Origin of the sequence: Spongiimicrobium sp. 3-5, from assembly GCF_046557915.1 — a bacterium.
Taxonomy (GTDB): Bacteria; Bacteroidota; Bacteroidia; order Flavobacteriales; family Flavobacteriaceae; genus JBHEBG01.
In genome coordinates this window covers 491,257-504,633 of the sequence record NZ_JBHEBG010000004.1, presented here as the reverse complement: position 1 = coordinate 504,633, position 13,377 = coordinate 491,257, and the positions used below count along the sequence as shown (strand labels likewise).

12 protein-coding genes and 1 rRNA gene are annotated in these 13,377 nt (G+C 40.5%); 3 read left to right on the top strand and 10 right to left on the bottom strand.

All coding sequences use genetic code 11. From position 1 onward, the window contains the following. Together ACEQ81_RS16565 and ACEQ81_RS16560 are read right to left on the bottom strand one after the other, a co-directional pair. Positions 1–293 (bottom strand): 16S ribosomal RNA (locus ACEQ81_RS16565); the annotation flags it as partial. Positions 294–648: 355 nt separating this feature from the next. Next, the gene (locus ACEQ81_RS16560) at positions 649–1,335 is read right to left on the bottom strand and encodes a DUF4294 domain-containing protein (protein WP_411032027.1); all 687 of its coding nucleotides are present in this window, start codon (positions 1,333–1,335) and stop codon (positions 649–651) included. A gap of 104 nt (positions 1,336–1,439) precedes the next feature. Between ACEQ81_RS16560 and ACEQ81_RS16555 the strand changes: the two genes are divergently transcribed. Together ACEQ81_RS16555 and ACEQ81_RS16550 are read left to right on the top strand one after the other, a co-directional pair. Beyond that, positions 1,440–2,528, top strand: coding sequence for a M42 family metallopeptidase (locus tag ACEQ81_RS16555; protein WP_411032026.1), 1,089 nt, complete (start codon positions 1,440–1,442; stop codon positions 2,526–2,528). Positions 2,529–2,584: 56 nt separating this feature from the next. Further along, on the top strand, positions 2,585–3,133 hold the full coding sequence (locus ACEQ81_RS16550; protein WP_411032025.1) for an NUDIX hydrolase: 549 nt from the start codon (positions 2,585–2,587) through the stop codon (positions 3,131–3,133). On the opposite strand, the gene hisS is transcribed toward ACEQ81_RS16550, so the two are convergent. From hisS to rpsF, 6 genes are all read right to left on the bottom strand, one after another. Then, the gene (gene hisS, locus ACEQ81_RS16545) at positions 3,128–4,504 is read right to left on the bottom strand and encodes a histidine--tRNA ligase (protein WP_411032024.1); all 1,377 of its coding nucleotides are present in this window, start codon (positions 4,502–4,504) and stop codon (positions 3,128–3,130) included. The genes ACEQ81_RS16550 and hisS overlap by 6 nt on opposite strands. Before the next feature lie 64 nt (positions 4,505–4,568). Further along, positions 4,569–5,039 carry a DUF6495 family protein gene (locus tag ACEQ81_RS16540; RefSeq protein WP_411032023.1) on the bottom strand — a complete coding sequence of 157 codons (471 nt, stop codon included), beginning with the start codon at positions 5,037–5,039 and terminating at the stop codon, positions 4,569–4,571. 132 nt (positions 5,040–5,171) lie between these two features. Beyond that, positions 5,172–8,330 carry a carboxypeptidase regulatory-like domain-containing protein gene (locus ACEQ81_RS16535; RefSeq protein WP_411032022.1) on the bottom strand — a complete coding sequence of 1,053 codons (3,159 nt, stop codon included), beginning with the start codon at positions 8,328–8,330 and terminating at the stop codon, positions 5,172–5,174. A gap of 100 nt (positions 8,331–8,430) precedes the next feature. Next, positions 8,431–8,886: a 50S ribosomal protein L9 gene (gene rplI / locus ACEQ81_RS16530; RefSeq protein WP_411032021.1), complete on the bottom strand. Its 456-nt coding sequence runs from the start codon at positions 8,884–8,886 to the stop codon at positions 8,431–8,433. 13 nt (positions 8,887–8,899) lie between these two features. Further along, entirely contained in the window at positions 8,900–9,196 is a 297-nt protein-coding gene (gene rpsR, locus ACEQ81_RS16525; RefSeq protein ID WP_411032020.1) for a 30S ribosomal protein S18, read from the bottom strand. Between the two features lie 4 nt (positions 9,197–9,200). Further along, a complete protein-coding gene (rpsF, locus tag ACEQ81_RS16520; protein WP_411032019.1) occupies positions 9,201–9,539 on the bottom strand; it encodes a 30S ribosomal protein S6 in 339 nt (112 codons plus the stop codon). Positions 9,540–9,776: 237 nt separating this feature from the next. Here rpsF and ACEQ81_RS16515 point away from each other — a divergent pair, with 237 nt between their 5' ends. Further along, a complete protein-coding gene (locus ACEQ81_RS16515; RefSeq protein WP_411032018.1) occupies positions 9,777–10,469 on the top strand; it encodes a LytR/AlgR family response regulator transcription factor in 693 nt (230 codons plus the stop codon). Here ACEQ81_RS16515 and priA read toward each other — a convergent pair whose 3' ends face one another. Both priA and ACEQ81_RS16505 read right to left on the bottom strand, forming a co-directional pair. Beyond that, entirely contained in the window at positions 10,470–12,923 is a 2,454-nt protein-coding gene (priA, locus tag ACEQ81_RS16510; protein ID WP_411032017.1) for a primosomal protein N', read from the bottom strand. 11 nt (positions 12,924–12,934) lie between these two features. Next, positions 12,935–13,375 (bottom strand): DUF2147 domain-containing protein, encoded by a 441-nt coding sequence (locus tag ACEQ81_RS16505; RefSeq protein WP_411032016.1) that lies wholly within the window; start codon positions 13,373–13,375, stop codon positions 12,935–12,937. Between the last annotated feature and the right edge of the window lie 2 nt (positions 13,376–13,377).

The window sequence follows — 13,377 nt, the reverse complement described above, 5'->3', positions numbered from 1 at the left end:
GGCCCCTAACCATCGTGGCCTTGGTAAGCCGTTACCTTACCAACTAGCTAATGGTACGCATAGTCATCCTTTACCGTGACCTTTAATGTGAAAGCGATGCCGCTTTCACATACCATGGGGCGTTAATCCAAATTTCTCTGGGCTATTCCCCGGTAAAGGGCAGATTCTATACGCGTTGCGCACCCGTGCGCCGGTCGCCATCTTCTTGCAAGCAAGAAATGCTGCCCCTCGACTTGCATGTGTTAGGCCTGCCGCTAGCGTTCATCCTGAGCCAGGATCAAACTCTTCATCGTTGTACTATTTATAAATTCACGATGCCCGAGATCCCGGCACAAAAATATCATTATCGCATTGTTGTTCCAATCCTAGGGACCGCCGATCAAACGGCAGCCCCCTTCTGTTGTCGATCCAATATATCAATGAACTTTTATTTTAACAATATCGCTCTATTCATGGGAACAACCTAAATCATGTCCCCCAAAGCGGGTGCAAATATATAACCGTTTTTTTAATTAAAAATATAAAACCGGTTATTTTTTTGACTTTTTTTTTAGCCCCTTTTTTAACGTATTATAAACTAGATTCTTGCAATAAAAATAGTCTCCAAAAAAGGGTATTAAATATAGTAGATAATAATTGTTTCTACAACTATTTTTTTTGTTTTGGCCCAGTGACCCATTTATTGGTAAGTGAAGCGTAATCATAATCGAGCACGGACTCTTGCCGTTCTAGCCGGTTGGCCGCAAAAGCCCGCTGTAGAATATCTTCTATAAGGTAATCTTCATGGATGTCCTGAGGATGAAATTCTTCCTTTATACTTATCTTAAAAAGCTTCGCTGTAGTATTGTACCAAAAGGCGCGCCAACCGCTTCGCAATTCTTTTACCAAATTAAAGGCGGTCTTACCGGTTTGTCTATATATCAACTTAACCAAAATTTGCCCTTCCGTACGTGTCAACTTTTTAAGTTCTTCGGAAAATTCGCTTTCAATATATTTCTGAACCTCTTTCGTATATTTCTTACGTTTCCTTTTTTTCTTGATCTTAGCCAAACTATCGTTAAGTTCTACCAACCTTTCAGATGCCAATTTTGCATAAGGATACACCTTAATGGTCTTGCGTCTTAGAATATAATACCTAAGTTTTTCCTTGTAGTTGGCAAACTCCAACTTACCAAAAATGTATACCTCGTCTAAGGGAATGGAGCTTTGCGCCAAAGAATCTCCTTCGATGATAATGTATTTCTCCGCTATTGAATCCAAGGGTTTTTCCTTCACCTGTGCATAGGTAATATAGCCCAACAACATAAACACCAGTATCAAAAAAAATCCTTTCATTCTTCTATAATGGAATAGCCCCGCCAAAATTAACGATAAACATGTGACGATATTATTAAATAAAAGTGAATATTGCTAAGTTTGTGTTTATAAAATCTATATACATGAGCACAAAGAAGATCATCACAAAAAAATCTCTAGGTTTTTTTGAAAAATACCTTAATAATGCCGCCCCTACGGGTTATGAGTGGGAAGGACAAAAACTATGGATGGATTATGTAAAACCCTATGTGGACACTTTTATTACGGACACCTATGGGACCGCCGTGGGCGTTATAAACCCGGATGCAAAATACAGGGTGGTCATTGAAGGGCATTCTGATGAAATCTCTTGGTATGTTAATTACATTACCGACAATGGTTTGCTCTACGTGATTAGAAATGGTGGTAGTGACCACCAGATAGCACCCTCCAAATGGGTGAATATCCATACCAAAAAAGGCATTGTAAAAGGTGTTTTTGGGTGGCCTGCGATACACACCCGCGACCGTGGCAAGGAGGAACCTCCAAAATTAGATAATATATTTATTGATATCGGGGCCAAAGACAAGGCCGAAGTCGAAAAAATGGGTGTACATGTGGGATGTGTAATTACCTATCCCGACGAATTTCACGTGCTCAACAATAACAAATATGTGTGCAGGGCCATTGACAACCGCGCAGGAGGATTCATGATCGCCGAAGTAGCCCGACTTTTACATGAAAACAAAGATGTGCTGCCTTTTGGTCTTTACATCACAAATTCTGTTCAGGAAGAAATTGGTCTAAGGGGTGCAGAGATGATAACACATACCATAAAACCCAATGTTGCCATCATTACGGACGTCTGTCATGATACAACAACACCCATGATTGATAAAAAGAAGCAGGGACATACAGAAATGGGAGCAGGACCGGTAATCTCCTACGCCCCAGCAGTACAGAACAGACTTAGGGAACGCATCATAGCCACTGCAGAAGCCAAAAAAATACCATTTCAACGCATGGCTGCCTCTAGATCTACAGGTACTGATACCGACGCTTTTGCCTATAGTAATGGCGGGGTTGCTTCGGCACTGATTTCTTTGCCTTTAAGGTATATGCATACTACTGTGGAAACTGTGCATAAAGATGATGTGGAAAACGTAATCCGTTTAATTTACGAGACTTTGTTGACCATTAAGGAGGGTGAAACGTTTAGTTATTTTGACTAGCGGTCGTAAACTCCTCTGATAGTATTGATCCAAGTTTTATGACATGTAGATAACCAATGGATGAGCTAATCGATATTCTGGATACTGAAGGTAAATTTACCGGGCAGACCACCATGAAATCCAATGCTCACCAAAAGGGGTTGTTCCATCCTACAATCCATGTTTGGTTCTACACTAAAGACGGACAAGTATTGATTCAAAAGCGGGGAAAGGACAAAGCCACTTTCCCCCTATTGTGGGATGTATCGGTTGCTGGCCATGTGGGCAGTGGTGAAGCCATTGAAAAGTCGGCTATACGAGAAATAGAAGAAGAAATTGGACTGATCATTTCCGAAGAAAATCTCCAAAAGATCGGGGTTTTTAAATCGGAACATCAACACGGGCCCAACTTTATCGATTGTGAGTTTCATCATACTTATTTGTGCAAATTAAACGTTCCGCTAACTCAACTAAAAAAACAAGACAGTGAGGTGGATGCATTGAGTATGATCCCAATTGCACAATTTGAATCGGAAATCAATGATGATCTTGCCTCCCAAAAGTATGTGCCTCACCATGCCGAGTACTACCAAACCATTCTAACGGCCATTAAGACATTACTATAATTGATTTACAAAAGCTTCGGGCTGTTCTAGGTCATAGGCCTGCTCTGTTCCCTGCATCATGTTCTTAACTACAAACTCATTTTTGGCCAGTTCGTTCTCGCCAATTAAAACCACATAAGGTATTTTTCTGTTATGGGCATACTTCATTTGCTTTTGCATTTTGGCAGCCGTAGGATATAAATCGGCCTTTACTCCAGATTTTCTAAGCTTACCAACAAGGGCCAACGCCGCTAGCGCTTCTTTGTCACCAAAATTAACGCACAAAATGGTTACTGACTGGTCTACACTTGCTGGGAAAAGTCCCATCTCTTCCAAAACCAAATAAATACGATCTAACCCAAAGGATATGCCTACACCACTTACGTCTTTTAAGCCAAATATCCCCGTTAGGTCATCGTACCGGCCCCCACCTCCTATAGATCCCATATTTATTTCTGCGGGAGGGGCAACTTCAAAAATGGCACCGGTATAATAATTTAGCCCTCTTGCCAGAGTTACATCTATAAGCAGTGAGGCCGTTTGAAGCCCTAAATTTTCTATCGTGTCAAGAATAAAGGACAGTTCCTCTACCCCTTTGCTACCTACTTCGGAGTTTTTTAAAAAACCTTTCAGTGTGGCCAATCGAGACGTATTTGAACCCTGCAGTTCAAACAAAGGTTGGGCTTTGGTAATTGCTTGTTCACTGATACCCCTATCCAACATTTCTTGTTTAACGCCCGCTATCCCAATTTTATCAAGTTTATCTAGCGCCACCGTAAAGGGGATTAAATAATTATTGGCGCCGATCACTTCCGCAATACCTGCCAATATTTTTCTGTTGTTCAGTTTTATGGTAACCCCTTTGAGGTTTAAATCTGCAAAAACGGCATCGTATAATTGTATTAGTTCTACCTCTTGTAAGGGCGAATTTGCTCCTACCACATCGGCATCGCATTGATAAAATTCCCTATACCTGCCACGTTGGGGCCTATCTGCCCGCCAAACAGGCTGTATTTGATAGCGTTTAAAGGGAAAATCCAATTCGTTCCTGTGCATTACCACGTAACGGGCAAAAGGTACGGTAAGATCATAGCGCAAGGCCTTCTCTGAAATTTTAGGCAGTAAGGAACTAGATTTTTTGGAGCTATATGTAACGTCATCTACTTTGTCTATAAAGTCGCCCGAATTCAAAATTTTAAAAATCAATCGATCGCCCTCATCACCATACTTGCCCATAAGGGTTTCAGAGTTTTCGAAAGACGGGGTCTCTATAGGCAGGAAACCGTAGGTTTCGAAGTGTTTTTTTATAATTCCGACAATATAATTGCGTTTACTGACTTCGGTCGGTGATAAATCGCGAGTGCCTTTAGGTATACTTGGTTTTTGTGCCATTTAACTGTGTTCTGTTGCAAATATAAATGTTTGAGGAATGCTGCCTGCCTTGGTAGGCAATAAATTAGCCCACGAAAGTATCGAACCATTTATACAGCTCTCCTTTTGTGATATTGGCCCCTTGTTGCAGCAATTTAAACTTGTCCAAATTCTTATCCTCCGTATAAGCCTTGGAAGCGGTAAGATATTCCACAAAATCTGATTGGTAATTATTTTTAAACCAAGTAAACCCTTCTTTAGTGGATAGATCAATTTCCGGATTCATAACCTTTACCGAGATCAATTTCATTTCTTTGTCGGTAAGATGAAACAAATGCATATGTTGAGCCGAGATATTTTCTAAGAAAGTAACCTTGGTAAGCACCCCTTCCCAAATTAAATCGCTAAATACGTCCAACTCCTCTTCTGCTACCTGGGGTTGATCTTTCTTTATGGTTGCCCATTCTGCTGCGGTGATGGACTGTGTTGCCAAAAAATTTATAAATTCTGGGTGCAGTTCTTCCAACTGTTGTTTTGTGAGTCGCAAATATTTCATCTCCTAATTTTTGTTATTCCTTGGGGACTATCCATTTAAAACGATAAACAAACTGCCGCGCTTAGAGAATTAGCCGCAAAAATAAAAAAGGCCGCAAAAATGTGCAGCCTTTCTTCCTTATAAATTTTCTTTTTAATTAAAAATGTAGCGTACCCCCAATTGGGCCCTCCATCTAGATATTACACTAGTGTTGGCAGTAAACGTATTGGTTAGGTTAGGATCGAAGGTATAGGTAGGTTCGTTGTTAGAATCTACGGATACACCCAATAACTGATTGAATGTAGGTATCTCTACTACTCCCCAATTGGAGTTGATAAGATTGCCCACATTAAGTACATCTAAACTTAACTGTATTTTGTTCTTATCGGTAAGTTTAATGTCTTGCAATACTTTTAGGTCCCAACTGCTTCTCCACGGCGCCAGGGCTCCATAACGTTCGGCATACTGCCCACGATTATCACTTAAATAATCGTCTTGTTGAATAAACGCCTCAAAAGCCGCTGCCATGCCCGCTTCGCTGAAATTCATTTGGTTTACTTCGCTAGACGTAGGGATATAAATTAAATCATTCTGAACCCCATCGCCATTGCCTGCAATACCATCATTATTTATATTACCTCCATAAACGTAGTTATACCTACCACCCTTTGCATATTCAAAGAAAGTGGATACGGTGGTACCTGTTTTAAATTGTTTGGAGATAACGCCTATAAACCGATGGGTATCACCAAATCTTGCAAAAGCCAGTTCTGGAGTATTTGCGTTGCCCACTATGGCATTACCATTAAAGGCGTCGCTAGTAATCTCCGCATCTATAGAATTAACACTCTTTGCATTTAAAAAACTATAGGCCAACATACTGTACAGGCCATTATCGAAGGTCTTTTCTACTTTCCCGGAAATATTCCAAATACGACCTTCATCGGCATTTGTAAAGACGTAAGCCGAGTTGGGAGACTTATCGGCATCGGTATAGAACGCTCGCTGATCAAACGGGGTGTTTAAAGTACTTGAAGGAGCTCCAAGCCCCCAATTCTGAACATGAATACCGTTCACATCTTTCGTATAGGAAACATCCAAGGTAGCAACTAGGCCATTTTCAAATCTTTTGTCCGCCCCCAAATTGGTTCTCCAAACTTGTGGGTATTTGAAATCTGGATCTACAACAGTGTAGAAAAAGGTATTTGGATTTGCAATTTGATTACCCAACCATACGAAAGGGAAACGTCCTGTGAATAAGCCTGAACCACCCCTTATCTGTAGGGAAGAATTGCCCTTAACATCCCAGTTAAAACCTACTCTGGGCGATATTATGAAATCGTTATTGGGCAATTGTGTAGAATCGAAGAATGCTGTTTCTCCGGTAGACGGATCGGTATAGGGTACCGTAGGATCGTAGCAGCAATTACGGTCTATAACCTCTTGTGCTTTATCTGCGGAGTCAAAATACAAAGGTTTATCAAAACGTACCCCGTAGGTAAGTTTAAAATTATCGGTTACATCCCACTGATCTTGTGCATAGAACGATAGTTGACCTACGTTGGTTTCAGCAAGGGCCCATCCGCCGGGTACACCGGTTCCTGCTTCATTAAAACCGGCATTTGCCGCAATGGCACCGTCAAACGCCGCCTGTAAATCACCAGAACTTGCAAAAGTTGGAAAATCGGTGATGGTGGAAGTAGGGAAAAACACGCCCTGCGCTCCATATACCCCTAGGTTAAAGGAGTTGTCGAATTGAAATTTTTCAAAGGAAAAACCAACCGTAAAGGTATGATCGCCTTTAAAAAAGTTAAGATTATCCGTAATCTGAAGCACTTTTTGATCTAGTCTGTTATTTATGGAAAAAGGTTCGTGCCCGGCTATGATATAGTTAGATGTACCGGCCGCATCCAATATGGTTATGCTGGGTGCGGGAGATGAGAACGGATTTCTAAAATCATCAAAATGCGTATACCCTATCTGCAGTTTATTGGTTGCTTCATCGGACAAGGTGCTATTCAATTCTATCTGAATGGATTGGATCTTGTTATTGATTTCATAACCTGCGTTTTCAAACTGAAGGGTGGCCAAATCCGGACCTCTAAATTGAATTGCATTTCTATTTGCCGGTTTCCCTTTGGATGCATCCAAGAAGTTGTAGATAACCGCCAGTCTATTTTTATCGTTGATGTTCCAATCTAATTTTAGTATTCCCTTTATGGATTCTTGGTCGAAATTAAAACCTTCATACCTGCCTGGATCATAAAAGATATTATTTCCCGAACCATCTTGGCCAACAACCACTTGGCGCAACAAATTGTCTACCAACTGAAGATCAGATTCCGATACTCTACTTTCATTAATGCCGCCACTGCCACTATTGGGCACAAAACCGTCCGTACCCAATTCCGTTAGCTCATCCCTTTCAAAATTTACAAAAAAGAACAATTTATTTTTAACGATGGGCCCACCGACACTGAAACCGTATTGTTTTTGTTCCAAACCTGTCTTAAAGACATCGTCTCCATTAATTTTTCCTCCAGTAAGGTCATCATTCCTAAAGAAACCGTAGGCGGTACCGTAAAACTCATTGGTACCACTTTTAGTAACCGCGTTTACGGAAGCCCCTGTAAAACCTGCCTGGGTTACATCATATGGTGCAGTACTCACCTGAATCTGGTCAATGGCATCTATGGAAATTGGCGTCGCATTGGTTTGCCCGCCTGGCTGTGCCGCATCCAAACCAAATGGGTTGTTGAAAATAGCTCCATCCAGGGAGAAATTGTTGAATTGGTCGTTACGACCTCCAAAAGAACCCGCACTTGCGGTGGGTTCCAAACGTGTAAAGTCATTGGTAGACCTGGAGATGGTTGGTAGTCTGGTAAGCTCTCTTCTGCCCACACTGGTCTCCGCACCTGTTCTGTCGCTACCAAATGTACCACCTCTATCGGACACTACAATTACTTCGTCCAATGCCTGACTTTCGGAAACCATTTTGGAATCAAAGTTAAAGGTCTTACCCAAGGTTAAGAAAACATCGTCTCTAACCTGGTTTTTAAAACCAACATAAGAGATAGTTACCTCATAAGGGCCACCAACTCTTAAGTTTAGCAAATTAAATCGTCCATCTTCGTTGGTGATGGCTCCATAACGAGTACCCGTTGGGGTATGTATGGCCAATACGTTGGCCCCTAACAAGGGAGCATCCAAATCATCTACTACAGTACCTCTAATATTGGAAGTAGTTACTTGGGAATAAGCGGAAAAAACCGCCAAAAGTAACGTAACACTAAGGAGTATTAGTTTTTTCATAGGGAGTTTGAGTTAAATTAGTTTAAGTAAGGTAAACTTAATGAAAAAAAAAAGAGCTATGCATGCATAGCTCTTAAAAAAGTTATTAACCGTTTTTGGTTTATTTTTTTGCCTCGGCGATAACTTCGAAGGGAAATTCGATGATAACGTCCCTGTGTAACCTAATTTGGGCATTATATGGTCCCGTTCTTTTTACACTTCCGCCTTGAATATTGATGAATTTCTTATCAACCTCATGACCTGCTTTTTGTATGGCGTCTGCCAAATCTATCGTAGTGATAGAACCAAACAGTTTATCTCCGGTGCCTACTTTGGCTGAAATCTTGATTTCGAGCTGTTTAAGGGCTTCTCCTTGTTTGTTGGCGGCATCGATTATTTTCTTCTCCTTATGCGCTTTTTGTCTTAGGTTTTCCGCTAGGACTTTTTTTGCCGAAGGGGTAGCCATCATTGCCAATCCCTGTGGAATAAGGTAGTTTCTACCAAAGCCATTCTTAACGTTTACCAAATCGTCCTTAAAACCAAGATTCTGTACGTCTTCCTTTAATATAAGTTCCATAATTAGCTCTTTTTTACTTTAATAAATCGCCAACATAGGGCATTAATGCTAAGTGACGTGCTCTCTTTACGGCAGTTGCCACTTTTCTCTGATATTTCAAGGAAGTACCCGTAAGTCTTCTAGGAAGTAATTTTCCTTGTTCGTTTACCAATTTCATCAAGAAATCCGGATCTTTATAATCCACATATTTAATTCCCGAACGCTTAAATCGGCAATACTTGTTTTGCTTATTGGTTTCTATGTTCAGTGGGGTCAGATACCTGATTTCCCCATCTTTCTTGCCTTTGGCTTGTTGTTCTATACTAGACATATCCTTATGCTTTAGCTTTTAACTTTGTTCTTCTTCGCTCTGCCCATGATACGGCATGTTTGTCCAATTTAACAGTTAGAAAGCGCATAACACGCTCATCTCTCCTAAATTCCAATTCGTAAGGTGCAATTACCTCTCCAGGAGCTGTAAACTCGAACAAATGATAAAAACCACTTTTTTTGTGCTGAATTGCGTAGGCCAATTTCTTTAGCCCCCAATTTTCTTTGGCGACCATTTTGGCCTTTCTCTTAATTAAGAAATCCTCGAATTTCTTAACTGTTTCCTCTATCTGAGTATCTGATAGAACGGGATTTAAAATGAAAACAGTTTCGTAATTATTCATATTTATATAAATTTTTGGTGGGCAAAAGTAATAATTATTCACACTAATCACAAGAAAATGAAAAAATCTTCGTTATAGGTAGAAGTATAATAAAACATGAACTTAACCTAAATCTTTAAAAACCTATGATCATCACCAATTACACAATAAACAGTGCAATGTTTACATCTTTTGTTGCAGTTGAGCGTGTTTTTTCGGTAATTTGTCGATGATTTAACCCCACAAATCAACCTTTTTATGAAATTAAGAAGTATAATTGTAGACGATTCATCCATGCAACGGATGGCAGTTGCAAAACTCGTAAACAACCACCCAAACTTAGCGCTGGTAGCCGAATACAGCAATGCAATTGAAGCAAAGAACGGCATTAAAAACAACGAAATAGATCTTATTTTTCTTGATGTTGAAATGCCGATCATTAGTGGATTTGACCTTCTTGAGTCCTTGGAAAACCGTCCGCAAGTGATTTTAATCACAGGAAAGCCCGATTATGCCTTAAAGGCATTTGATTACGACGTTACCGATTACCTTCATAAACCGATAACTATGGCCCGGTTTGATGCTTCGGTAAAAAGAGCTGTTGCCAAATATGAGCAGATCCACAAGGTAAATGAGGACGAAGAGCATATTTTTGTTAAAAGCAACCTTAAAAAGAGAAAAGTTATCCTTAACGATATCAAATGGATAGAAGCCTTGGGCGACTATATAAAATTGGTTACCGATGAGGCTAACATAGTGATACTTTCTACTATGAAATCTTTTGAACAGCAATTACCGGAAGAAAAATTCCTTAGGATACATAAATCCTATATTGTGAACTTGGAGAAGGTAGAAAAATTCAATAGCAAAAATGTTGAAGTTAGTGGTAGATCAATTCCGTTGAGTAGAAACAAAAAGACAGAATTGGCCGAAGCATTGAGCAACGTTTAACTAAAAATAATCTATATTGTAAATAACCCTTACACTTCTATAACTAGAAATGGCATTAAAGGATTTTTCTATTCTTTTAATGCTATTTTTTGTTTTTGTCAGGGACTGTTCCTTTCCTATTTTTACGATCGTGTTTTTTAGGTATTGATTACGTATCCTGGCCACTGGAGGGTATTCCGGACCCAGCACGCCCTCTTGAAGTATATTTCTCAAGGATTTGGAAAACCAGGCAGCGGCTTCATTAAGCTTATTGTAATCCCTATGCTTAAAGGTAATCTTTAAAATTCTGTTGGCCGGCGGATATTTGTACTGCTCACGATCATACAACTGCTCTTCATACATACCTATATAATCACTAGTGGTTACTTGTTTTAATATTTGATGGTAAGGATTGTAGGTCTGTATAATTACCTTCCCCCTTTTTTTGGTGCGCCCTGCCCTACCGGCAACTTGGGTCAACAATTGAAAACTGCGTTCGTGTGCCCTAAAATCGGGAAAATTAAGTAATGCGTCTGCATTCATTATCCCTACCAAACCTACATTTCTAAAATCGAGACCCTTGGTCAACATCTGGGTACCTACCAAAACATCGATTTCTTGCCGTTCAAAGGCGGTTATTATTTTTTCGTAGCCATGTTTCCCCCTTGTAGTGTCCAAATCCATTCTTCCTACCTTGGCATCTGGGAGGAGTTCTTGTAACTCTTGCTCTACTTGTTCCGTACCAAAACCCTTAGTATCCAAAGTAGCACTGCCACAGGCCAAACAACTTTCTTGTAGGGCCATCTGGTGACCACAATAATGGCAACGTAATTGTTTTCTGTATTGGTGGTAGGTTAGGCTAACATCGCAATTTGGGCATTGGGGCGAGTGTCCGCATGTAGTGCACTCCACAATAGGGGCATATCCCCTCCTGTTCTGAAATAAAATAATCTGCTCGCCTTCTTCCAGTTTCTCGGATATTTCGGCCAACAGACGTTCCGAAAAATGACCCTGCATTCTTTTTTTCCTTGTCTGCTCCTTAATATCTACCAATTCCATATCGGGCATCAGTACATTCCCATACCTACGGGTAATACTGGCAAAACCATATTTACCTGTTTTAACATTGTAAAAGCTTTCAATACTTGGTGTGGCCGAACCCAACAGTACATGGCAATCGTGCAAATTGGCAAGCACTATGGCAGCGTCCCTGGCATGGTATCTGGGAGCAGGGTCGTATTGTTTAAAGGACGCCTCGTGCTCTTCATCTACAATAACGAGCCCCAAATCAGAAAAGGGCAGAAACAGGGCACTACGGGCCCCAATAACAATCTGAGCCTTTGGTTTGGCGGTCAGAACATTGTTCCATACCTCTACCCGCTCCTGAACATTATATTTGGAATGATAAACCGAGACTTTGGCTCCAAAATACATTTGTAATCTACTGATCAGTTGTGTCGTTAGCGCAATCTCCGGAAGGAGGTATAGTACCTGTTTCCCGGTTTGTATGCAGTCTTCGATAAGTTTAACGTATACTTCGGTCTTTCCGGAGGAAGTTACCCCATGTAAAAGTGTAACTTTTTTGTTGGTAAAACTTTGTGAAATATGGTCCAAAGCTTTTTGTTGATATTCATTCAGTTCTTTTAAACTTGAATTTTCTCCATCGCCCTCATAATGTACCCGGTCTGTTTGTATAAAATACGCTTCCAGAACCTCTTTTTTGATCAGGGCATTGATTACAGCTTTCGAACCACCGCTATACTTTTCCAAATCCGTAACCTTAATTGGCTTCTTGTCGCTTGCAAGTTGAAATAGCGATAACACTACCTGACTTTGTTTTGGCGCCCGCGTTAAATCTTGTAGTAATGCCTCCAACCGCTCCTCGGATGAATAAGCTGCTCCTAAGCGTACATAGCGAACCATTTTAGGTTTGTATTGCTCATATATCTCTTCCTTAAGCAGTACGATGTTCTTTTCCAATAAACGTTGTAATACAGGAAGAATATTTTTTCTTTCCACAATGGCACTTATCTCCTGAACCGTAAGGGTAGTTTGGTATTGAAGGGCTTCAAAGACCAAGAACTCATCATCCTTCAGCATACTTTCATCTACTTCCGCTTCCGTGTTTTTAAGGATTAGGGTCTCGCTTTCCAACAACAAGGCCTTTGGAATTGCACTCCTAAAAACTTCGCCTATGGTACACATGTAATACGAGGCTATCCACGACCAATGTGCCAATTGATAATCATTAACTATGGCATGTTCATCCAAAATTTGATGGATGTCCTTGGGTTCGTAAACCGAAGGTGGATCTTGATGCACCTTATACACCAAAGCCGTATATATCTTAGACTTTCCAAAAGGGACCGCAACGCGCATACCCACTTCCAAAATGGAGGCTTCCGAAGCAGAAATACTATAGGTAAAGAGTTTTTCTAAGGGAATGGGTAAGATTACATCTATAAAATGTTGCATATCTCGATTAGCTACTTTTCCTTATGCCTAATCCAGGTCTGAGTACGATAAATAAATGCCAGATAGCCCCGCACCATTAATTTATCCGGGTCATCACGATTTAACCAGATTTTGCACCGGAAGGTCATTGCCTGTTCCGGGTCAAAAAGTGTGCTGCCCTTATATTCTCCCTTACTGTTCTTTTTTAGGGCGTTTATAATTTGCATGCCAACTATGGGTTTATCCTTGCGCTCGCCTTTGCATTTTATGCATCTGGCATCGGATCTTCCGGCTTCCAAAATGGTGTCGATCTTTCCATACATCAATCCATCTTTTTCGTAGACTTCTACAATGGCTTTGGGCATTCCCGTTCTATCATCTATGGTCTTCCATTTTCCAAAAATGCTCTGCGAACTGCCGTGTAGGAAGAAAAACAGGGTAAGTAGGGTGGTTACAACAATCTTCAACTTCATTA